This window comes from Paenibacillus sp. P3E (assembly GCF_001909045.1).
In the GTDB taxonomy this organism is placed as follows: domain Bacteria; phylum Bacillota; class Bacilli; order Paenibacillales; family Paenibacillaceae; genus Paenibacillus_AQ; species Paenibacillus_AQ helianthi.
Map to the genome: position 1 here is coordinate 44,481 of NZ_LVWH01000159.1, position 22,071 is coordinate 66,551.

Below are 22,071 nucleotides of genomic sequence, written 5' to 3' on the forward strand. Positions count from 1 at the left end.
CTGTGAAAAGGCTGTAAGCATGGATGGTAACGCTATCAGAGGTATTTATACCTCTCATTCCGACTGGTAGCCCATTTTTGGCCAGATCAGAGGTATTTATACCTCTCATTCCGACTGGTAGCCATTACCATAGCTCGTTATCTATAAATGAATGAATATATTCGTAACGGCAAACTCTATTGCTGCCATGGGCCACCACGGGTCTGAACTTCCCTTTTTCACATAAAGAATTCATGTGTTTTTTGACTGTGCGCGGATTCACTCCAAGTTCATTCACCAAGTCAACGGGTCGCAAGAAACCGTTCCAACGGCTTGCCAACCGCAGAATCTCCCTCTCCAGCCTAGTATACTGGCGGCCTTCCTCATCAGTACTCTTCAATAAACATGGAGTAAGCAACGATTTGAATAAAGAGATAGTCAGCTCCGGCATCGATTCCAAATCATCGTAGGGAACCGCGACTACACGATAACCCGCAATTTGCAGATAAGTCTCTCTATTTATTTCCTGCCGGTATCGGGTACGGTCCGTATTTTGCACATGAGGCCCGTACCCTTTTATCTCAATGGCAAACTTCACCTGCCCCGGCTTCCATACCAGATCAACAAAATAAGGCCGGCCGCGCCAATCCAAGACCTCATACTCCGGATGAAGATTATCCATATGACCAAATAGGGGCCACCATACCCTCTCCACAAACATTTGCTCTCCATGCCGATGCCCGCGCTCCAACCGGTCCAGACGTTCCCCTGTTCTCCGGTTTTTATGGTACTCCAGCCATTTATGATGTTCTTCGGCAAATCCCATTTTCTGACCTCCACCTCTGCACAAAAAAATCCCGCACCCCAATATGCCATGGAGTACGGGACGTTCTTCGTCCGTTTTTTTAGATTATAGCGTTTCGTGTTTTCCCTCGTCAATGACCTCCAACGTTGTGCTATTTTTTATTTTATTTACTTTTTCAGCAAATAGCTCAGCTCTATACTTCGCGGGGTAGTGCGGCATAATAATCCATTAATATTGGAGAGGAGTACCACCTTTTTGAACCCATAGCTTTCATACAATATGTTCTTTATATACTCCGCCGGTTCTTTGGCCATTGTCTGTGAGATCACTATGAATTCGCGGTCAATTTGTGGATGGTGCCGCAAGTTGCCGAGAAGGGTGTCCTCCAGATTACTGGATATTCCATTCTGGATATGGAGCTTGGGTTTGAGCTTCAGCGGACTTATGATCCTGTTAGGCAAACCATATATATTCCCGGTTGGATTGACTTTTTTCATCCGATCCAATATCAGCTCTTCCCTGACTGCAGCGCGGTGTTCGTCCAGCTTCTGCCCGAAGGAAGCCCATGTTCTCACCTTCTTGGCAATCCTGGCTGCCTGCACCATCATCATTGCTGTTCCTGAAGAAAAACATCCGGAATCCACCACAGTGACCTTTCCCTTGGGGAAATGTTTGGCCGCCGCTTCAGCATTTCTATAAGAAGGAGAAATTTCAGCAGACATGCTTATATACACCACCTGATCAATCCCGCCAACGGATGGAGTAAAGAGCTGTATGAAATCTTCTACCGCTGGAGCGGCAATACCCGGCACTTTCCCCGTCTCCATGACGAGACTGAGAATATCTTCGGTCTGAATATCCACAGTATGCCTATAAATCTGAGCGTTGTTAAAAACAACATAAACCGGAGCGATGCCTATATTCAATTGTTCGATCATGCCTGGTGGTAGTGTGGTCAGACTATCCGTGAAAAGATGTAACATGTTTCCCCTGCAATCCCCTTCTCATGTCTATATTTGTCCGCCTTATTGAGCGCGGAGTGAGGTAATCTGTCTCGCTAAATAGGCAGGCGTATACGGCATGTCATTGCGCAGCCAGGCAACGATAGTACCAATTAAGGCAGCTGAGCCATACCAGACGGCGATATCCTTTTGAATCGTTACATTCGTTTGGCTGACACCGATCTCTTTTTCGTTCACACGTGCTGAAATCATTTCGGCCATCAGACTGAACAGGCGGTCCGTAAAAATCGTACTCCGCCTTGATGTAAAGACCACTTTGTAGAATTTTGCATTCTCCGCGATATGCTTCAACAGGCTTTCCAGAACCGGCCAATCCTCCTGGATTCCCGTCTCCGATTTCCTCTTGTAGTTGCTGTGCACTACCTGATTAATGTCCTCGACCATATCATCTGCCAGCTTTTCCAGCATGTCCGGAATATCCCGATAATGCAGATAAAAAGTAACACGATTAATTTTGGCCCGCTCTGCAATGCGGTTTACCGAGATTTTCTGGACATCCATCTCTTCCAGAAGTTCAATAAGGGCATTTCTAAGCAATTCACGGGTGCGGAGTACACGGGGATCTGTCCGGGGGGTTGTATTTTCCATCTGCTAATCTCCATCCTTTACCTTTGAATAGGCAAACTACACTTTTTAATAAACTGTAGTTTTTCATTCCGAAAAGCTACAGTTGGCTCGAAATCGTAAACTAATGAACACTTTTCCGGAAATCGTTGCTTGCTTGCATGAAAATTTCATCTATAATCATCTTTATACACTGTAAACTATACAACACTTTGTAAATTTAGTCTATGACCGGCGATTTGAAAGGATGGAGTAAAATGAGTAGATCGACAGAAGCAATAGGCAGTTCCGTGAAAAAAGGACCCATTTTATTTATTATGATCTTGGGTGCCTTTCTCGCGACACTGAACCAGACGATCATGAGCGTTGCTGTGCCCGAATTGATGCATGATTTCAATATCACAGCTGCAACGGCTCAGTGGCTAACCACCGGTTATATGCTCGTAAATGGTGTTTTGATTCCGATTACGGCCTATTTGATGCAGCGGTTCACGACCCGTGAGCTTTTCCAGGCCTCGATGTTTATATTCTTAGCCGGAACGGTCGTATCCGCCCTCGCGACGAGCTTCCCGGTTCTGCTGACCGGGCGTATGATTCAGGCAGCCGGTGCCGGCATTATAATGCCGCTGCTCACCAATGTTATTTTAGCCCTTTTCCCGCGTGAAAAGCGGGGAGCTGCCATGGGAATGGTAGGATTGGCGATTATTTTCGCTCCAGCGATAGGACCCACTCTGGCCGGATATATCCTGGAGCACTACTCCTGGGAAACCATGTTCTACGGAATGCTGCCGCTAACAGCAATTGTCATCATCTGCGGGTTCATTTATTTGAAGAATGTATCGACACGCTCGTATCCCAAAATTGACATGGTCAGTGTCATTCTCTCCACCATCGGCTTCGGAACCTTACTGTACGGCTTCAGCCGTGCCGCCAGCGCTGGATGGTCAAGCGTGGAAGTCCTCCTGTCTTTAACTGCAGGCGTCATATCGCTGGGCTTGTTCACCTGGCGCCAGCTGGCTTCGAAGGACCCGCTGCTTGATCTGCGGGCTTTCAAATACAACATGTTCTCCTTGACTACGGTTATTAGTATCGCGGTTACTATCATCATGTATGCGGATATGATGCTGCTGCCTCTGTATCTGCAGAATGCACGCGGCTACACAGCGATGGAGTCCGGTTTGCTGCTGCTTCCCGGCGCACTTATCATGGGACTGCTTATGCCGGTCACCGGCAAGCTGTTCGACCGGTTCGGGGCCAAATGGCTTGCCGTCATCGGTCTGCTGATCACCATTCTGACAACCTTGAGCTTTGTGAACCTGACGGATTCGACCAGTTACATGTACCTGGTGTTCATGTCCACCGGACGCCGGATCGGGATGGCGCTGCTGCTCATGCCTATCCAAACTTTAGGGTTGAATCAATTGCCGTCCAAGCTTAACGCGCACGGCACCGCTATCTCCAATACCGTAAGACAAGTGGCCGGCGCCGTCGGAACTTCACTGCTCGTCACCGTGATGACCAGCCGAACCACAACACACATGATGGATATGATGGCCGCTGGTGGTAAAGGCGCCACTAAGGAGCAAATGATTACTGAAGCTTCCATCCAGGGTATCAATGATGCCTATCTCGTCATTGTGGGCATTGGTATCATCGGCTTACTGCTCGCCTTCTTCATCAAACGTGTGGGGCAGGAATCCGGTCAAGAACCTGAAGTACAGCGGAACAAGGCTGTTGCCGGGAAAGCCTGAGCAGAGTTGATATCGATCAAATCTGTACGCCTCAATCTTAAGCGGATTCGATCCGCTCATTCGCAAAAACCCCTTCCGCCATGCTTGGCGGAAGGGGTTTTGCTACAGAATTGTACTGTTAAAAGCCAGAGCTTAATTTCCACTTTTGACGCATTTTATCCGTTTGAAAATCCTCCAATGTAAGTTTAGAGCCATCCTCGGATATAGCCAAAGCCATATTATGTCGGACAGAGAGTATGGCAACTGATCCATCCTCATTCTTGTTGACTATCCAGCGCTGATTATTATAGCCCAGATAAGGATAGAGCTGTAACGTATTATGCTCCGTGTCCAGATCAAGCGCCTGTCCCGAGGACGTACGGATGGAATAGGAGCCTGCTTCATCTCCGGTTGGCACAAATACCCATTTTTGATCCGAGGCTTCATTTGCACCCTGTACATTCACTGCTTCTCCATTCACCAGATTAGCTGTATAAATAGATTTCTGGAATGCTGCGTTCACCAGGCTTGATGTCATCAGGTTCGCCGGTTCTCCACCGTTCATATTCACATTCTGATATGATGCATATCCGCCAAACACATGAAGTCCAAAATGGCCTTCCGCAAATGTTCCGTCCTTCAGATCCATTATTTTCAGCCCTCCCACATATACCACGATATGGGGACCTTCTGCCTGTATCTTTATTTTATAGGTTTGACCCGGCTGGATGAATGTTGGGACTTTCGCCAGTACCTGCCGCTCTTCGAATCGTCCATCGATTTTGTAGAACAGGCGGACAGCTTTCATGTTAGGGTCCAGATTCAAGTAATAGCCACTGCGGCCATCCTCACTGGCACGGAACAGAAGTGAGCCTGCACCACCGGATTCGCCAAGCTTCATGTCGGCTTCATACGTAAAATTACCCGCCTGCTCTTGGGCAATATCATTCGCATCGCTGGAATATTTGCCGCGGATTCCATCCCGGCCTACGATCCATGACGCCATGGACATGTCCTTGCTCCAGCCACTGAGATTGGTATGAAACTCGCCGCCGAAGACTTTTACCACAAGGCTGGCAGATGCCTTTCCATTCGGAGTGGATACCGTAATGACGGCCTCCCCTTCTTTCTTCGCCTGAAGGGTTGCTTGGGAATAGCCTGCTGCATGAATGCCAGCCACCTCTTCATTGCTCGACATCCACTTCAGCGGGTGAACACCGTTGCCCGGCCCGTTCTCTACTGTCGCCTGCAGCATCCTGTTTTGCCCGATCTCCATTTCAAGGTCACCCGTATTCATTGCAATCCGAGTAGCCGAAACGCTGTCTGAATTCCATACCGATCCAAGCTTATTCACTTTCAGCGAAACCACCTTCACCATGCCGCCTTGGGTATAGAAGCTCATTGCCCTGCTGGCCGGATCAGGAAAAATGACTTCAGAGAAAACCACCTTTCCCCCATTAGCAAAAACCTCAATGGAGGATTCATCCACCAAAATCCGCAGCTTGATCCGCTTGTTCTCCGGTGTCATTGCCGCTTGATGCCTTGTACTAAAGAGGCTGGAGAAATCCGTTACCCCGGAGGCCGACCGGTCAACGAATAATTGGCCTTCACCCACCCTATAGCCGACAATCGTCTTCTGATTTGCCCCCTCGCGCACGTTAAAACCAAACTCCGATACTTCACTGCCGTCCGGAATCTCCAGTTCAGCTTCAATTTCATACGCACCTGACACCAAGCCTTTCAGCAGGTTGGGAGAAGAAGAACTGACCGTCTTATCAGCTGTAGTGAACAGACTGCTGCGCAGAAGCTCCATTTCCTTGACCGGACTCTGGGCGAGGCGAAGCCCCTCATGAGTCATGACCAGGGTAACCTCTCTTGGAACCGTCAGCTCTCCCTTCCAGCCTGAAGTCGGGAAAGCGAACGGATAATCCCAGTTGGACATCCACGCCAGCATCACTCTGCGTCCATCCGGCATGTCCGAGAAAGACATGGATGCATAATACTCTTTGCCAAAGTCTGTCCTCAGCACTTTTCCTGCCGGGTTATCATTCACGAATTTACCCTCAGCAGTCAGATTCCCTACAAAATATTCCGAATCCGAACCTCCTGTTGCCGGATTTGCACCTGTACTGATCATGAGAACCCATTTCTTCTCTGATGTTCCCTGTACGGTCAGCGGGAATAAGTCAGGGCATTCCCATACACCGCCGCGAACATAATTCCCATAACCCCAATTATCGGTCAAGGTCCAGTCCAGCAGGTTGGTTGATGTGAAAAAACGGATATGATCGCCACCGGACACCACCATCACCCAGCGATTATTCCCGTCATCTCGGATCACCTTGGGATCGCGGAAATCCCAGCCTCCCGGGTCCTCTCCGTTCTTGCCGGGGTTCTCAATCACAATCGGCCGATCCTTGGCATATTCCCACGTGCGTCCCTGATCCATGCTGTAGGCAAGACCAATACGCTGGTTGCCATTCGGGCCATCCGGATTATAGGAGGTATAAAAGGCAATCAAGCCTTTACCGCCCGAATTCGTGAACAAGCCTGATGCATTGGTTACATCCGCTATTGCAGCTCCCGACCAGATATGCCCGTAATCATTCCATGGAAGTGCAACCGGCAGGCGTTTCCAGTTCAGCATATCCTTGCTGACGGCGTGAGCCCATGTGCCTCCATCCTGATGGAAAAGATGGTATTCCCCTTCGAAGTAGACCAGCCCGTTCGGGTCGCTGGCGGAACCGCGGTTCGGCGAATAATGATATTGGGGACGGTAGGTTTCATTATAATAACTGTTAGCCTCCGTAAGATACGTATTCTGAAAGTAAGCGCTTCCCATTTGTACAGCAAGTCCGGCGTTTCCGGTTGAATACGAATTATCCGATACATCGATTGCTGCCGGAGTATATCCGTCCAGGAAAATTTGAATCCGGCTGCCCTTTGCCTTGACTTCCACTTCATGCTTCGCGCCCGTTTGGCTCGAATAAGCTCGCTCTGAGCTTGCAATTGCAGTTCCGTCAGCTTTCGTCAGCTTTACACGGACCTGATTCCCTTCCTTCACAAGTGTGGCTTCATAGCCACGGGTTCCATCGGCAGAGGAGCGGAAAGCAAGCGCTGCAACCGCATCAGAACCCAAAGAGATTGTTCCTTCGTATACAAAATCAGCGGCTTGGTTGCTATAGATTCGCTGTGCCTTACCTTGTTCCACAGACGTTCCTTTTAAGCCTCTAAGGTCAGGCTGCCACTGTCCTTTATTTACAAGCACTGTACCCAGGTTTCCTTTCAGATCGCTAACGGTTATATTTTGGAACAAGGCAGACCCATTCCGGACGTGCAGTCCAAGACGGCCTGTATGGTATGCACTGTCCTGAATATCAATCACAGGCTTGTACTGATCCCCCCAATACACCTTCAGCGAGGTCCCTTCGGCCTTTACCTTGAGATGATAAATCTCTCCTTCCTTGAGGGAAACCTGATGTTCTTCATTTAATCTGCCTGCCCCACCCGCCGCATCTTTTATACGGATCGTACCGGACTCTGGTGCAATTTGCAGCATATATGAATTCGATCCATCTTCATTCGAACGGAAGATCAAACTAGCCTCCGCTTTCATATCCTTGATCATGACGTCGGCCTCATACAGAAAATCATCTACCACCGTTTCAGAGATGGCCATCACGTTTTCCTGCGGATCAGATGTCAGCAGAAGTCCATCTGCGGGTTCTTCCCACTTGCCGGTTCCTTTTACTTGCCAACCCGTCAGATTTGTATTTACATTGGTAGCGTTCTCAAAAATAGAAAGACCCTCCTTTTCCGCTTTTCCTGTGCCACTCTCTGCCAGTGCAGCCCCGCCTGTATCAGGACTAGCAGCGTAAACTCCTGAGGAAGCCATAATGATTCCTATAACCATCAGAATGCATAGAAATGCTCTGGGTTTCTTCTTCATCTTTTGCCCTCCATTTCTACTCTACGTATTCTTCCACCTTCCATTCATAAGTAAAAAGCTGGCCAGCTACAGAGCATAACTGGCCAGGATACCTATTGAGTTGTTATAAAGTGGAAGCCTCATTATTCCATGCTGCAAGCCCCAAGGCCAGAGCCCCGCATAATCCCGCCTGCTGGCCAAGACCCGGTGACACAATATACTCATCGATGTGTTGCAGAATAGCACTTGAACTGACATAACCGTTCAGATTGCGGAGCACAGCCTGCCGGATCAGCGGGAGCAGCTGCAGCTGCTGCATCACGCCGCCACCCAAAATAATTTTGTGGGGAGACAGAAGTAAAATGGCATTGGTTATCGACTGGGCGATATAGAAGGCTTCCATTTCCCAAGCGATATGGCCGGGAGGCAGCTCGTGGCCCTTTTTCCCCCATCTGGCTTCTATGGCAGGACCTGCCGCCATCCCTTCGAGGCAGTCCCCATGGTAAGGGCACACGCCTGCGAATTCATCTTCAGGATGCCGTCTGGTCAGTACATGCCCTCCCTCAGGATGTACAAGACCATGTATGGTTTTACCTTCCGAATACACGCCGACACCGACACCCGTGCCCACGGTATAGTACAAACAGCTGGATAATCCTTGCGCAGCACCCCATTTAGCCTCACCATATGCGGCTGCATTGACATCGGTATCCCAGCCGTACGGAACTGGAAAGGCCCGCCGTAAAGTCCCCAGCATATCGTAATTCTCCCAACCCGGCTTAGGGGTTGTCGTAACGTAGCCGTAAGTCGGACTCTCCGGGTTGATATCGATCGGACCAAAGGACCCCACTCCGATCGCCTCTACCTGTTTGTCTTGAAAATATTGAATCACCTGAGGGAGAGTTTGATCTGGATGCCCGGTCGGAAGGCTGAGCCGGTTCAGAATTTTCCCGCTTTCATCCCCAATCCCGCAGACGAATTTGGTTCCACCTGCTTCAATTGCTCCTATACGCATCCTGTTAACCCTCCGATTGCTGGTTATCGCCATCCGCGGCAGGCAGATTCAACTTGTAGATTTCCAGTGAAAGGAACGGGGTCTCTTCATTTTCTGCAAATGCAGCAACGCCCGCTGATTCAGGCTTAGGAAAAATAAGATCCGTAATGACCGCCTGACCTCCATTGCTGAACACTTCAACCGAAGTACGGTCCACAAAAATGCGCAGATCATTGATCTCACCCGGTGCCTGTAGTTCCGCCGAATGACGTCCGGGGAACCACTCATGGAAATCTAGCCGTCCTGAAGTCTGACGGTCTACATATAGCTCTTCTGCCTTCGCATCAATTCCGATTACGGTTTGTTCTCCAGCCCCGGCTCTTACCTTGAAGCCTGCAGACATACCGCGGGTGAACCTCGCAGCGATCTCGTAAGCATCAAGCTGGAGATCGGCTAATGAAGCGTTGATTTCCTGCACAGTAACATCTTTGAGTGAAAGAACAGGGGTGCGGACCACCTCCAGTTCTTTGACCGGCTTCTGAACGAGCAGGATTTTTCCTTCTCTGGATTCAAGGTACAGCTCTCTTGGAAGGGTCATCGCCCCACGGAACTCTTCTGCGGGTGTCTGTCTGGCATACATCCAGTTGCTCATCCAGCCGATAAACAGACGTCTTCCGTCTTCTTCAGGCACATCCGACCAGCTTACCCCTGCGTAATTGTCCCTTCCATAATCAAGCCAGCGGACGTGCTCGGAATCCTCATCCGGAGTAAACACTGCTCCATCGAAATCGCCGGTGAAGTATTGTGTTCTTGAGCCTTCCACAAAAGCGGGGTCTGCTCCAATACTCACAAGCATCACCCATTTGGTGTTCGCTGTGTCTCCATCCACGTGCAGCGGGAACAAGTCAGGGCATTCCCACACACCGTCATGTGACCCCGTGCCCTCACCAAATTCACTGGCAAAGGTCCAATGGATCAGATCTGGAGAATGATACAGGCAGACCGTTTGACCGCAAGCGACGATCATTACCCATTGCTTAGTCTCCTGGTGCCAGAACACTTTTGGATCACGGAAATCAATGAAAGTATCATGTTCAAGCACCGGATTGCCTTCGTATTTGGTCCAGGTTCTGCCGTTGTCATGGCTGTAAGCGAGGCTTTGACGCTGAACGGCCGGTTTCCCTTCCGGCATGTCAAGGTGATGCGTAAAGATGGCTACCAGCCCTGGCTTATCTTCAAAAAATCCGGTCGTATTGTTCCAGTCCACAACAGCACTTCCCGAGAAAATCATGCCCAGCTCATCCGGAAAGAGTGCGATAGGCAGCTCCTCCCAAGTAATAAGGTCCTTGCTGACGGCATGGCCCCAGTGCATGCTACCCATGGTCATTCCACCCGGATGGTGCTGGAAGAACAAATGATATTCTCCTTCAAAAAAGACCATTCCGTTCGGGTCGTTCATCCATTTGGCTTGGGGCGAGAAATGATAGACACCCCGGTATTTTTGTTTTGTAATAGCTGACATTATGGCTCTCTCCTCTACTCCACTATCTATTTTTTATTTCTTCGTTGCTCTGTCATAACCGCCTTGTTTAATTTTCAGCCATTCCTGCAGGCCAAGTCGGTCCAATTCCTTCAGATAATCATCCCACTGTTCATCCACTTTGCCGTTCTGGTACCACTCTGTACGCATTCTGAGAACGTAGGCGAACAGATCCGTTTCAATCGTCGTCAGGCGGTCCAGCTCTTCAATCGAATTAAATACGCTTGGCATTACGTTCTCTGCCTTCATCTTCGGCGCCATGATGTTTTTGATAATATCTAATCTGCCCTTGGCATCATCCGGCATGGTTGTATATTTGCCATAGTAGGAATCAAGAACGGCCAGAGGCCCGCCGATACTTGTTTTCTCGCGAAGCTCAACAGGAGCGGCACCTTCGAGCGGCAGATGCGTCAGCATGCCTTTGGCTTCATCAAATTTGAAGATGTTCTGCTGTGTTTTATCCCCATAGGTGCCCCAGTTGTCCTGCACGGACTGGACCGGATCATACAGCTGATCCACCCATTTCGCCGTCGTTTCCAGGTTTTTATTGGAGCTCGTAAGGACCATTTTACCGCGGCCAAGGCCAAGACCATTGGTTCTCGTTACATTCACTTCGCCATCCGGGCCAGCGAGCGGCGGCATCACTTCATAGGTATCGTTGGCCCCAGAGATGTTAGCCTTATCCCAGGAGAAGTACAATCCGTATCGTTGATCCTTCCCTTTGGCTAGATACGTACTCCAGTCCTGCGTATAAGCCTCAATATCAATAAGTCCATCCTTATACAGCTCATTGATAAAAGAAACAGCCTTCTTGTAGCCTTCATCCGCCGCTGTAAATATCACTTTTCCTTCATTGCTTACCACCGCATGATCGGGATTCTCCCCCAGTCCGAAGGAAGCAAAGAGGAAGGCCAGATCTTCCGCGCCCGGCTTGTTAATAAAGGACAGCGGGATTTCATCCGCTTGGCCGTTACCATTCGGGTCCTGCGTCTTGAACGCGATCAGCACTTTTTTCAGCTCATCCGTCGTTTTTGGCATCTCAAGGCCCAGCTTTTTCAGCCATTTGACATTGATCCAGGGCATGCTGTCTACAGCCTGAATTCTTTCTTTTCCGTTACCAAGCTCTTCAATCCAGGGAAAGGCATAAATATTGCCGTCCGGCGCCGTGATCATGCTCTTGTATTCAGGAGCTTGTTCCAACACCTTTTTAAAATTGGGCATATTCTTCTCGATCAGATCGTTCAATGGAATAATGGTACCGTCTTTAGCAAGTTTGAGCAGCTCATAATCACTATAGTCAGCATTGAAGATAGCATCAGGGAGATCACCGCTTGCAACAGCCAGGTTTCTTTTTTCCACAAACACGTCTTTGGTGAAGTTTTTCCAGTTGATATGAACATTTGTTTTTTCTTCGAGACGTTTATTGATCAGCTTTTCGTTCGGGTCGGCCGGTGCCAGGGGGGAGCTTTGCGTAATAAAGTTCAGGGTAACTTTGCCGCTTGGGTCCTGTTCTTTACTAGCCGCATTTCCTCCGCCGCCACCGCTGCATGCCGTAAGCAACAGGATAGAGGCAAGTACAGAGGCAGAAGCTGCTTGGGTTACCACTTTTGATTTTGTCAGTTTTTTCATGGGAACATGACCTCCTGAGTAGGATGAATGCAAATCTGTATCTATGTTCAAGTCCATCCCCTATTTCAGGGAACCGAGCATGACACCTTTTTCAAAGTACTTCTGGAAGAAAGGATACATAATGATGAGCGGCAAACTGGAAACAACGATTGCAGCATATTTGATGATTTCAGACAACCGTTTCATTTCTGCCATCGCCAGCTGATCACTGATCATACCAGGATCTACCTGGTTCTGAATCAGGATGGAACGCAGAACGAGCTGCAGCGGATGAAGGTTCGGATTATCCAGATAAATCATGGCATCAAAGTAGGAATTCCACTGGCCCACAAAGGCATAAAGAGCAAGCACAAAGATAATGGGTTTCGAGAGCGGCAATACAATCCCGATGAAAATTCTCATTTCCGATGCCCCGTCCACATTGGCCGCCTCCCTCAATTCATTGGGTACGCTCTTGAAAAAGGTTCTGGAAAGGATAATGTTCCATACGTTGACTGCTCCGGGAATGATCACTGCCCATACCGTGTCAAGCAGCCCCAGGTTTTTGACCAGCAGATAAGTTGGAATAAGTCCCCCGCCAAAAAACATCGTGATAATGAACAAGGTCATAAAAAACCCTCTACCTTTCAGCCTGTCATCCGACAGGGCATAGCCTGCACAGATCGAGACCAGAACGGTAAGTGTGGCAAATGCCACGGAGTAAAAAACAGCGTTTCCAAACCCGCGGATCATAGCCGGATTTGTAAGGATCATTTTGTAGCCGTCTAATGACCAGTCCGAAACTTTGAATGATAATCCATGACTGAGCAATACCGATGGGTCCATGAAGGATGCAATCACCACATAAACGAGCGGAAGCACCACTACCAATACAGCGAGCGTCAAGAACGTGGCATTCAGCGCGAGAATAAAGCGGTCCAGCCGGGAATGTCTTATGAACATGAACAGGTACTCCTTTCTTAGTAAAGGCCGTCGCCCTCATTCAGCTTCTTCACAATAAAGTTCACCGTAATGAGCAAAACAACGTTGATGAGAGAGTTGAACAAACCCACTGCGGCTGAGTATGCGTAATCGCCTGACTGCAAGCCTATTTTGTAAACATAAGTCGGAATGATCTCGGAGGACGGCAGGTTGGTTGCCGTTTGCATGAGATAAGCCTTTTCAAATCCGATCGACATGATGCCCCCCGCCGCAAGAATAAACACAATAGCCATTATCGGGCGAATGGTTGGAAGATCAATATGGCGTATTCTTTGCAGAAGATTGGCTCCATCCAGATTCGCAGCATTATGTAACTCAGGGTCAACGTTGGCAAGAGCCGCCACATAGATAATTGAAGCCCAGCCTGCACTTGTCCAGATATCCGAAAGAATGTAGATCCAGCGGAAATACTCAGGACGGGACATGAACATTACAGGTTCACCTGTAGCCCAGGTAAAGATCTGGTTGATTGGCCCTGTCGGAGACAAGAAGATAAACAGCATACCCACCACAACCACTACGGAAATGAAGTTAGGCGCGTACAGAAACAACTGTATATTCTTTTTGACAGCAGACCTCCTGATCTGATTCAGCATCAAGGCCAGCAGAATGGGAACGGGAAAGCTCAAAATCAGACCGAAAAAACTTAATTTAAGCGTATTCATAAAAATCTCTTCAAAATTGGGGGAAGAAAGAAACTTGTTGAAGTTGTAAAAACCTACCCATTCACTGCCCATGATTCCTTTGATCGGGCTGAAATCCTTAAAGGCGATGATCGCGCCATACATTGGACCATATTTAAAAATCAGGGTCAGGATTAGCGCCGGTGCGAGCATTAAATAAAGAAAGTAATGTTTCTTCATAAAATTTAATAAGGAGCTCGAAGATTTGGGCACCGTACTTCTAGCATCCGCTTTCATTGTGTTTTGCAATGCCTTTGCCTCCATTCTTTTACACATTTAATTTGTGATGCACATATGAGCCCAACGTTTCAGCTGAACTTAAGTCCTGCTGCATTTACAATTTATCAGAGAGTTCACCATGCGTCAATACAATATGTAAAATTATTTTTGTTCATTTGACAATAAAAGGACTCCAAAAAGGTCCATTTCGCATTAAAAAATTATATAAAGAGGAATTCAGGCAGTAAAAATGCAGTTTTAATCACGATATACTCATAACTAGTTATTATTTTCACGTTATTTTTGAACATGGATTAGTTTACATATGTAAAATTATTTGTTCATTTGTAAATTTGAATATTGCTATTTTTAGAAAACTATTATACATTTAAGGAAGTTAAGACGATGAAAAGAACACGACATAGAGGTGAATGTACAATACATGGCTAGAGATAGGGTAACCATACAAGACATCGCTGATGCTTTGGGAATCTCCAGAAACACGGCCTCCAAAGCCTTAAACGGAACGATAGGCATTCCCGATGAAACCAGAAATAAAGTCATTAAACAAGCGAGAGAAATGAAATACAAGCAGTTTTCCTTTATGGAGGACGAAAGCAAGTTGTCCAAGAGCTCCAGAAACATCGCTTTATTAACAGAGAACTTGCCAAACACTTCCCATTTTGGATCGACCCTGATCAGCGGTTTGGAAAAATGCATCAGCGACGAAGGGTATAATTTATCCATTCACATCATCCGGGATATCGATCAGCAATCGCTATCCCTTCCCAATAATTTTGATGTGTCCAATGTGGACGGGATCATCTGTATTGAGCTGTTCAATCTGGAATACAGCAAGCTGATTACAAGCCTTGAACTTCCAACCATCTTCATCGATTGTTCTGCTCATGTCTGCTACCCTGAATTTCAAGCGGATGTGCTGTTGATGGAGAACGAGCACAGTACTTATCTGCTTACGAGGAAGTTAATTGATGGAGGTTACAAAACGTTCGGGTTTGTCGGGGACTTTAATCATTGCCGGAGCTTTAACGAAAGATGGGTGGGGTTCAATCGCGCTTTAACGGAGGCCGGCATCCAGTTGGATCTCTCACAGTGTGTTCTGGATGAGGATCGGTACTTTTTCTCCACCCCCGGTTGGGCGGATGAAAGGCTGCAGGGTATTACCCAGCTTCCATCAGCTTTTATATGTGCCAACGATTTCATCGCCGTCAGCTTTATGAAAGCACTTAAAAATCAAAACCATTCCATTCCCGGGGATATTGTTGTCTGCGGTTTTGATAACAGTCCAGAATCAAAGATCATCGAGCCTCATCTGACCACCGTCCATATTTACAGTAACGAGATGGGGGGCACCGCTGCCCAAATGCTGCTGTCACGGATCAGCCATCCCGAACAGCCTTATCAGGTCTCTCATATCTATACAACCCCCATATTTAGAGACTCTACACCAGATATGATATAGAATGGACCGAACCCTATTTCAGGTTGAATCCCATTCTTCGCTCACTAAGCAGTAGATTACAATCAAAAAGCAGCGACTCCCATAACGGCAGAGTCGCTGCTTTTCCTGACTTTTTGGTGGCTTCTTAGATCAAAAGGTGCGGTTTAGTTACAGGCAGGCGTACACGATATTTCTCAAGCGTGGATGTACAAAAGGCTCCTGGTTGTTCAGCAGATGCTGCGCATACATGACCGTCAGCTGTGAAGCCGGATCAATAATGGCCAGGCATCCTGCCGCACCGCTCCAGCCGAATTCACCGAGGGGGCTGAGTGAACCGCTTTCTGCTTGCGAGATGTGGGTTCTCACACCCAGCCCATAGCCGTAACCCTTCAACTGCTCCCAGCAAAAATCCCCGCGCATATTGCCCGCCAAATGATCGGTCCGCATCAGATCCACCGTCGCCGGCGACAGAATACGCACGCCGTCCGGGCTTGTGCCCCGATTCGTCAGCGCGTTCAAAAACAGAGCATAGTCGCTAACGGTAGACAGCAGTCCCGCCCCGCCGCTCTCATATTCGCTTCCGAGCCGGTACCCGTTCCCGTCCTTACGTATGGGCTTGCCAAGCGCATCACTATATTCGTACTGCGGGGCCAGACGGACCCGCTGCTCATCCGAGAGATCGAAGCCCGTGTCCGTCATGCCCAGCGGTCCGGTAATTTCATCCCGGATATATGTGCCGAACCGTCTGCCGTCCACAGCCTCGACGAGAGCGGCAAGGACATCATGACACAAACTGTAATTCCACCGGGTACCCGGCTCGAACTGCAGGGGCTCCTTGGCGATCGCCTCCGCGAAGGTGCGTGTCGGCATCTTCCCATCCGTGCTTCTCACTGCATCCCGGATAGACGGTGCTTCGAGATCATAGGAGAAGCCAGCCGACATCGTGAACAGATCGCGCACGGTGATAGGCTTCACCGCCTTCTCGAATGCAAGTTCACCGTCCGGCTGTCTCTTCTTCACGGTCATATCAGCGAATTCCGGCAGGTAGTCTGACAGCGGATCATTCAGATGAACGGCTCCCTTTTCAACGAGCTGAAGGGCTGCCGTACATGTCATAATCTTCGTTAGTGAGTAGAGGTTGATCAACTGCCGGTCAGTGACAGGCGTCTTCTCTTCCAGATTGGCGTAGCCCTGACGGTAACGGAAAACTGTTTCATTCCGGTGCATAACGAGCACCTCCGCCCAAGGAATACGCCAGGAAGTGATGCGGTCCATAAATGAAGCTAGAGGTTCAAAGTTCATCATTTGCCATCCTTTCAATTCAATCCGATTCATAATCGAGGACCACCATTTGATGGCACTCCAGCACGGGTACTGTGTAACGAACAGTCCGGCCCTCACAGCTAAAGGGGAGCGGTGTCATCTGAGGTGCCAGATACACCTTGGTGACGAGGCCCTCCGTCTGAACGGAAACCTCGACATTGCATACAGGGATAATGTCCTCAATCACTTCGATGCTCTCGCCTCTGCGGACTGGTGCCGCGTACAGCAGGTGATTGACCAGGCGGTTCTCGGCCCTCTGCTCCTGCAGCGTAACAATGCCCTGCGCCGGCAGATTCGTATGCAGCGTCTTGCCAGGAAGCAGCCGATTCAGCGCGTAAAGAACCGTTTCCTTCACAATGAGGCTCCCTTTAGCAGCGTAATCTTCAAATACGTTCCACGCGATATAGATTCCATTGCCGTTCTCCACCATTCCCGGTCCTCCGCTAACGTAGCTGCTAGGCGTATGCTGATGGGAGCAGAACGTAAAGCCATCGCGGTTAAAATAAGGATCTTCGCGGCGTCCAAGCTCAGTTCCGCCGTTAAGCCCGATCTTCTGTCCCTCCCCATAAAACACAAAGGAGGCCTCCTGCAGGCTTCCGGGCTTGAACAGAGGACGGAAATAATCGGGGCGGAATGGATTAACTCCCGAATACTGTACTCCGAGATCCATCATGAACCGCGTCCCTTCAGGATCCAGATTGGACCAGCCCGTCGCGAGAATTTTACCGCCGCTTTGCAGGAACTGCAATAATTTGCCGCACAGCCCGTCATCCACCGCCACATAATCGGGCATAATCAACACTTTATAAGCCGTAAAATCATGCTCTTTATCGATAACATCGAACAGGATTTTCCCCTCCAGCAGAATGCGAACGGCTCCGGCATCCGATGGCGGCCTGCGGCCCTCCGTCTTAGCCTTGGGATGCACACCGGTCGACTCAAGCGACAAAAGTGCCACATCCGCTACATTCTTCGCCAGAGTACACCAGGCTTCCTTGTCCGCAACCTCGCGGTAAGCTTCTCCGATCAGGGCATAGGTGGCTTCATCCATATGGCCGTCGGGATGCAGCTGATCGCCGATTGAACATCCCGCACCATTGGCGATGCTGAGCGCAGTTTCATAACGGAGCGCATTCGGGTGCTTATACCCGCCGAATTCCCCCCAGGACGTATGGAATTTCCCGGTCATCCCGAGAAAATCGAGACCCAGCGTCTGCGCATACCTGGCCGACAGCGGGAAATGATCATAGCCCCAGCCGCCTGTAGGCAACGATTCCAGCTCTAAATGGTCGTTCATGAATGCCAAATCGCGGCGGCCGCGCGCGATGTGTCCGCCGTTATGGAAGATCGGCAGCCCCGGCTTGATCGCCTCAACCGCTTCTTTCACTCTTGCCGTATAATTCGCGTAGGTTTTCTCCCAGAGTGTACGCATCACCTTTTCATCCCGGGGATCACCGCCTTCCCGCCGCACGCTCTCTATACAGCTATGGCAGTAGCATTTGCGCACACCGACAATATCGAAAAACAGGCCGTCCAGATCATAGCGGGACACGACTTCACGGGTTTGTGCAATCAGGATATCCAGGTATGGCGTGTTCATGCAGAACTGGTGATAGCCCGGTTCCATGAAGCCTTTTACCCAGTTCGTTTGGTCATTCTCATCGCGGATCAGCCACTCCGGGTGCAGTCTGGCCAGTCTTTCATCCAGTCCGGCTGACAGATATACGGGCGTCTTCACATGGATCTCATGTGCAGCCTCGATCTGGGCTCCAAGTAAATCAAAGCTCAGCCCGGGATGAATCACCCCTGCCTCCGACGGATGATAAGTCCAGCCGTGATGGCATTTAGAGAACACTGTAACGGAATCTACGCAGCCCAGCATTAGCATCTCCTGAAACTGCTGTTGGTCAAAACGGGCTCCGATCGGCGTTATCGCTTCGGAGGTGTGATAATCGAGATGGACCTGGCGGAATCGCATATATACCCTTCCTTTCCGAATTCATATACGTTAAGTATATAAATATTCCTCTGGATCAGACAGGTTCTGTATCGACTTAAAGTAGCACATTTTCTACCTTATCGGTTTCCGGCGTGATACAATGAGGCAACGATATCAAAGGGAAAGGTGAAACCTGTGATGAACTGTCTGGAGCTTACCATCCCCCCGCTGCCGCAGCTGGTAACTATCGGCCATACCTTCTGGCCCCCGGGACAAAAGCATGAAACCCGTTCGTTCGATGTATACGACCTGTTGTTTGTCTTGAAAGGCACCTTGTATATGATGGAAGATGACGTCCCCTACGAAATCAAAGAAGGCTCCATGCTTGTGCTGGAACCCAACCGTATGCATACGGGGTATCGTCCTTGCGAAGAAATCACCGAAATTTACTGGATTCACTTTGTCCATCCGGCGCCTGTCCGGACGATCGAAAGCGGGAAAATCCCCTGGTCCTTTCCATACGTCAAAGGAACCAATCTGGATGTGGAGCCGAACCTGCAAGTGATGTATCTCCCGAAATTCGCCACCTTGCATGTCCCTGACATCCTTCCATTCCTGGAGCGGATGATGGAGCTCCATCACAGTTTATCGCCTGCGCACTCCTTGCCGCTGCAGATGCAGCTGGCCGGCTTGCTGGTACAATTGCAGGCTGCGGCACGGCTGCAGAATGCCTCCCGCGCAAGACAGCTCTGCGATCACACCATCGCCTATCTTCAGCAGCATCTAACCCGGCCCTTCGACGCAAAGCATATGGAACAGACGCTTCATTACCGGTTCGACTATCTCGCCCGGTGCCTCAAAACGTACACGGGCATGAGTCCGCTTCAATATCTGCATGATCTGCAAATCAAGACAGCCAAATCACTGCTGGAGAACATGGAGCTGTCCGTATCCGAAGTCGGCCAGCAGGTCGGTATTGATAATCCCAATTATTTTATACGCCTGTTCCGCAAACAAACGGGAATAACGCCTGGAAAGTACCGCAATATCAGAATTGGCAAAGCCTAAAAAACAGCAGGGCATGAAATCATTCGTAGCCTGCTGTCTAAGGTTTTATAAGACCTGAGGAACGCACATGCCCGTTATTTGGCCGTATGATGAAGCGCCGAGCGGTAGTCCAGAGGTGTCATACCTTTGTGTTTTTTGAACAGCTTGCAAAAATATGGGGGGCTTAGCCTTCCGATCTCATGGGCGATTCGCTGCACCGGTTTACCGGAATTCGCGAGCAGCACGCAGGCTTCACGGATTCTTCTGGCCGTGACGTAATCCGTTAGTGTTACTCCAGTGTATTGCTTGAACAAATGGGATACATAGTAGGAAGACAGATGCAGCTCCCCGGCCAGCAGTTCCAGGCTGAAGGGCTGTCTGAAATGACTTTCGATCCAATCCATAATCGATTCAATATGGGCGGTTTTTTTGACAGACCAGCCTTCCGGTGATAGCTCCTCATATGTAATAACCGCCAGCTGGAGATGGCGCAGCAAGGAAATCAGAAACAAAATACGGGCCTCTTCCTGATCCTCCCCTGCTTCCGTCACCGCCTGAACATGGCTCTCCATCACTCCCGTCAGCTGGCTTTCTGTGAATGTGAACTTGGGTGAAGTCAGAGCTCCTTTGGACAAAAAGCGGAGAAACGCCTGAAGCTTGGGATACGGCTCCAGAAACGGCTCCAGATACCTTGGATCGAAAGTCAGATTCGTCCGGACATACCGGGTATCCCTACGGCCGGGAACCTCCACCTTGTGCAGCTGGTAAGGCTGGAAGCAGAAGAGCGATCCTCCTTCCAGTTCGTAGGATGCGCCCTCCACCTCCACAAGCCCATCCCCTTCATGGATAAATAACAATTCCAGACCTTGATGCGCATGAAATTTAAGAAAATGATCATCCAGCCACTTATCCCGGTAAGCCAGAAAAAAGCTGCTGTGACCCGGATCTACATGTTCAATATGTCCCGTCAACACGTCCACCCCCATATCTCCATAACCGCAATCTGGTTATATTTTAGCACAACAAGGAATTACTGTTCCGGATATATAATAGAGGCAGCCTTTCTATCAAAGAATGGAGGATGCCGCCATGTGGGCACAAGCCATAGAGGACGCCTTAAGTGTGATTTCACAAAATATTGACCGATTTGGAGAGAAGTTCCCCCTCACAAGCACCCAAGGAAACCGGATCTACCGGTTAACGCCTAATAATGATTGGACCGAAGGTTTTTGGTCCGGACTTCTCTGGCTGTCTTACGAGTATACTCAGGATAGCCGTTATCGGGATGCTGCTATGAGAGCGTTGGACAACTTCCGGGAGCGTCTGGAGCAACGGGTGAACCTGGATCATCATGACATCGGATTCCTATATTCCCTCTCCACCAAAGCCCATTGGATTCTGGAAAGGGACGAAACCTCCCGGTCTGCCACTTTGCAGGCTGCGGATGTTTTGCTGGAGAGATGGCGCGACACTCCAGGAATTCTGCAAGCTTGGGGTCCTAAGGACGATCCGGAGAACGGCGGGCGTATTATCATAGATTGTCTGATGAATTTGCCTTTACTGCATTGGGCTTATCAGCAGACCGGCAGCGAATGCTACCGCCAGGCCGCCGAGAAGCAGACGGCTATCAGCCGCCGTTTTCTGGTCCGCGGAGATGACTCCACGTACCACACTTTCTATTTCGATCCGGTGACCGGGGACTCGATCCGCGGCGGCACCCACCAGGGCAGCCGGGATGGCTCGACCTGGACCCGGGGGCAAGCCTGGGGCATTTACGGATTTGCCCTTGCCTACCGTTATCTGCGGCAGCCTGAACTACTGGAAACCTCTAAGCGGTTAGCCCGCTATTTTGTGGACCGGCTCCCTGAGGATGGGGTGGTGTACTGGGACTTTGATGTACCGCAGGTGCCGGAGACTCAGCGGGACAGCTCCGCAGCAGCCATTGCCGCATCGGGAATGCTCGAGCTGGCCTCACTGCTGCCGGAACGGGATGTTGACCGGGAATGGCTGTCAGCCGCAGCCGAGCGAATCGTTGCCTCCCTGGCCGTTAACTACTCCACGAAGGATGAGCCCGCGGCCCAAGGACTCCTGAACCGTGGCTCCTACGCCGTGCGGCTCGATATTTCACCCGATGATTATGTCATCTGGGGGGATTATTTCTATCTCGAGGCCCTGATGCGGCTAGAGCGCGGAGTACCCGGCTATTGGTATGAGCGGCAATGACAT

The 22,071-nt window shown here is 49.6% G+C and carries 16 protein-coding genes; 4 read left to right on the plus strand and 12 right to left on the minus strand.

Features of this window, described 5'->3' with window-relative positions:
* Positions 1-124: 124 nt before the first annotated feature.
* From A3842_RS13205 to A3842_RS13215, 3 genes are all read right to left on the minus strand, one after another.
* On the minus strand, positions 125-805 hold the full coding sequence (locus A3842_RS13205) for a helix-turn-helix domain-containing protein (protein WP_074101717.1): 681 nt from the start codon (positions 803-805) through the stop codon (positions 125-127).
* Between the two features lie 146 nt (positions 806-951).
* Positions 952-1,767, minus strand: coding sequence for a DegV family protein (locus tag A3842_RS13210; RefSeq protein WP_074101718.1), 816 nt, complete (start codon positions 1,765-1,767; stop codon positions 952-954).
* Positions 1,768-1,809: 42 nt separating this feature from the next.
* Positions 1,810-2,394, minus strand: a complete 585-nt coding sequence (locus A3842_RS13215) for a TetR/AcrR family transcriptional regulator (protein ID WP_074086421.1) — start codon at positions 2,392-2,394, stop codon at positions 1,810-1,812.
* Between the two features lie 233 nt (positions 2,395-2,627).
* On the opposite strand from A3842_RS13215, the gene A3842_RS13220 reads away from it, so the two are divergent.
* Positions 2,628-4,121, plus strand: coding sequence for a DHA2 family efflux MFS transporter permease subunit (locus tag A3842_RS13220; protein ID WP_074101719.1), 1,494 nt, complete (start codon positions 2,628-2,630; stop codon positions 4,119-4,121).
* 118 nt (positions 4,122-4,239) lie between these two features.
* Here A3842_RS13220 and A3842_RS13225 read toward each other — a convergent pair whose 3' ends face one another.
* The 6 genes from A3842_RS13225 to A3842_RS13250 all read right to left on the minus strand — a co-directional run bounded on the left by A3842_RS13225 (position 4,240) and on the right by A3842_RS13250 (position 14,092).
* A complete protein-coding gene (locus A3842_RS13225) occupies positions 4,240-8,049 on the minus strand; it encodes a GH32 C-terminal domain-containing protein (protein WP_074101720.1) in 3,810 nt (1,269 codons plus the stop codon).
* Between the two features lie 103 nt (positions 8,050-8,152).
* A complete protein-coding gene (locus A3842_RS13230; protein WP_074101721.1) occupies positions 8,153-9,043 on the minus strand; it encodes an ROK family protein in 891 nt (296 codons plus the stop codon).
* Positions 9,044-9,047: 4 nt separating this feature from the next.
* The gene (locus A3842_RS13235) at positions 9,048-10,544 is read right to left on the minus strand and encodes a glycoside hydrolase family 32 protein (RefSeq protein WP_074101722.1); all 1,497 of its coding nucleotides are present in this window, start codon (positions 10,542-10,544) and stop codon (positions 9,048-9,050) included.
* A gap of 33 nt (positions 10,545-10,577) precedes the next feature.
* Entirely contained in the window at positions 10,578-12,191 is a 1,614-nt protein-coding gene (locus tag A3842_RS13240; RefSeq protein WP_074101723.1) for an ABC transporter substrate-binding protein, read from the minus strand.
* Positions 12,192-12,251: 60 nt separating this feature from the next.
* The gene (locus A3842_RS13245; protein WP_074086415.1) at positions 12,252-13,133 is read right to left on the minus strand and encodes a carbohydrate ABC transporter permease; all 882 of its coding nucleotides are present in this window, start codon (positions 13,131-13,133) and stop codon (positions 12,252-12,254) included.
* A gap of 17 nt (positions 13,134-13,150) precedes the next feature.
* A complete protein-coding gene (locus tag A3842_RS13250) occupies positions 13,151-14,092 on the minus strand; it encodes an ABC transporter permease (RefSeq protein WP_143186272.1) in 942 nt (313 codons plus the stop codon).
* 424 nt (positions 14,093-14,516) lie between these two features.
* Here A3842_RS13250 and A3842_RS13255 point away from each other — a divergent pair, with 424 nt between their 5' ends.
* Entirely contained in the window at positions 14,517-15,557 is a 1,041-nt protein-coding gene (locus A3842_RS13255; RefSeq protein WP_074101724.1) for a LacI family DNA-binding transcriptional regulator, read from the plus strand.
* 147 nt (positions 15,558-15,704) lie between these two features.
* Here the strand turns inward: A3842_RS13255 and A3842_RS13260 are convergent, their stop codons facing one another.
* Positions 15,705-16,838, minus strand: a complete 1,134-nt coding sequence (locus tag A3842_RS13260; protein ID WP_074101739.1) for a serine hydrolase domain-containing protein — start codon at positions 16,836-16,838, stop codon at positions 15,705-15,707.
* 19 nt (positions 16,839-16,857) lie between these two features.
* A complete protein-coding gene (locus A3842_RS13265; protein WP_074101725.1) occupies positions 16,858-18,837 on the minus strand; it encodes an alpha-amylase family protein in 1,980 nt (659 codons plus the stop codon).
* 159 nt (positions 18,838-18,996) lie between these two features.
* Between A3842_RS13265 and A3842_RS13270 the strand changes: the two genes are divergently transcribed.
* Positions 18,997-19,866, plus strand: coding sequence for an AraC family transcriptional regulator (locus A3842_RS13270; RefSeq protein ID WP_074101726.1), 870 nt, complete (start codon positions 18,997-18,999; stop codon positions 19,864-19,866).
* Between the two features lie 74 nt (positions 19,867-19,940).
* On the opposite strand, the gene A3842_RS13275 is transcribed toward A3842_RS13270, so the two are convergent.
* The gene (locus A3842_RS13275; protein ID WP_074101727.1) at positions 19,941-20,825 is read right to left on the minus strand and encodes a helix-turn-helix transcriptional regulator; all 885 of its coding nucleotides are present in this window, start codon (positions 20,823-20,825) and stop codon (positions 19,941-19,943) included.
* A gap of 109 nt (positions 20,826-20,934) precedes the next feature.
* Between A3842_RS13275 and A3842_RS13280 the strand changes: the two genes are divergently transcribed.
* On the plus strand, positions 20,935-22,068 hold the full coding sequence (locus A3842_RS13280; protein ID WP_074101728.1) for a glycoside hydrolase family 88 protein: 1,134 nt from the start codon (positions 20,935-20,937) through the stop codon (positions 22,066-22,068).
* The last annotated feature ends 3 nt before the right edge of the window (positions 22,069-22,071 follow it).

What these genes read in the sequence shown, in the direction of transcription:
- A3842_RS13230 (WP_074101721.1), bottom strand. Translation starts at nt 9,043, where the DNA reads ATGCGTATAGGAGCAATTGAAGCAGGTGGAACCAAATTCGTCTGCGGG.
- A3842_RS13240 (WP_074101723.1), bottom strand. Translation starts at nt 12,191, where the DNA reads ATGAAAAAACTGACAAAATCAAAAGTGGTAACCCAAGCAGCTTCTGCC.
- A3842_RS13220 (WP_074101719.1), top strand. Translation starts at nt 2,628, where the DNA reads ATGAGTAGATCGACAGAAGCAATAGGCAGTTCCGTGAAAAAAGGACCC.
- A3842_RS13280 (WP_074101728.1), top strand. Translation starts at nt 20,935, where the DNA reads ATGTGGGCACAAGCCATAGAGGACGCCTTAAGTGTGATTTCACAAAAT.
- A3842_RS13205 (WP_074101717.1), bottom strand. Translation starts at nt 805, where the DNA reads ATGGGATTTGCCGAAGAACATCATAAATGGCTGGAGTACCATAAAAAC.
- A3842_RS13270 (WP_074101726.1), top strand. Translation starts at nt 18,997, where the DNA reads ATGAACTGTCTGGAGCTTACCATCCCCCCGCTGCCGCAGCTGGTAACT.
- A3842_RS13210 (WP_074101718.1), bottom strand. Translation starts at nt 1,767, where the DNA reads ATGTTACATCTTTTCACGGATAGTCTGACCACACTACCACCAGGCATG.
- A3842_RS13265 (WP_074101725.1), bottom strand. Translation starts at nt 18,837, where the DNA reads ATGCGATTCCGCCAGGTCCATCTCGATTATCACACCTCCGAAGCGATA.
- A3842_RS13215 (WP_074086421.1), bottom strand. Translation starts at nt 2,394, where the DNA reads ATGGAAAATACAACCCCCCGGACAGATCCCCGTGTACTCCGCACCCGT.
- A3842_RS13250 (WP_143186272.1), bottom strand. Translation starts at nt 14,092, where the DNA reads ATGAAAGCGGATGCTAGAAGTACGGTGCCCAAATCTTCGAGCTCCTTA.
- A3842_RS13260 (WP_074101739.1), bottom strand. Translation starts at nt 16,838, where the DNA reads ATGAACTTTGAACCTCTAGCTTCATTTATGGACCGCATCACTTCCTGG.
- A3842_RS13245 (WP_074086415.1), bottom strand. Translation starts at nt 13,133, where the DNA reads ATGTTCATAAGACATTCCCGGCTGGACCGCTTTATTCTCGCGCTGAAT.
- A3842_RS13225 (WP_074101720.1), bottom strand. Translation starts at nt 8,049, where the DNA reads ATGAAGAAGAAACCCAGAGCATTTCTATGCATTCTGATGGTTATAGGA.
- A3842_RS13235 (WP_074101722.1), bottom strand. Translation starts at nt 10,544, where the DNA reads ATGTCAGCTATTACAAAACAAAAATACCGGGGTGTCTATCATTTCTCG.
- A3842_RS13255 (WP_074101724.1), top strand. Translation starts at nt 14,517, where the DNA reads ATGGCTAGAGATAGGGTAACCATACAAGACATCGCTGATGCTTTGGGA.